Annotated in this window: 1 protein-coding gene; it reads left to right on the top strand. The window is 37.6% G+C overall.

What is annotated here, in order from left to right; genetic code table 11:
• Positions 1-295: CBS domain-containing protein (locus ACFINZ_RS11510; protein ID WP_375701584.1), on the top strand; the 295-nt coding region annotated here is incomplete at both ends.

A 295-nucleotide genomic window follows, 5' to 3' on the forward strand; every position in this document is an offset into this window, starting at 1 on the left:
GGTTTTACTGCGACAGATTTTAAAATTTATCATCCTGGTGGTTCTCTTGGTGCAAGTCTTAAATATGTTCGTGATATTATGCATCAGGGTGAAAGTATTCCTTTGGTTGCGCAAGGTACAGCCATGGCTAAAGCTATGAGTGTTTTGGTTGAAAAACATTTTGGTTGTGTGGGTGTTGTGAATCAAGAAGGTGAATTAATTGGAATTGTGACGGATGGTGATCTTGCACGCAACATTCACGTTAACTTATCGAAATTTAATGTTGATGAGTTAATGACAAAGGATCCCAAAATTG

The organism is Bartonella sp. AA81SXKL, from assembly GCF_042196945.1.
Taxonomy (GTDB): Bacteria; Pseudomonadota; Alphaproteobacteria; order Rhizobiales; family Rhizobiaceae; genus Bartonella.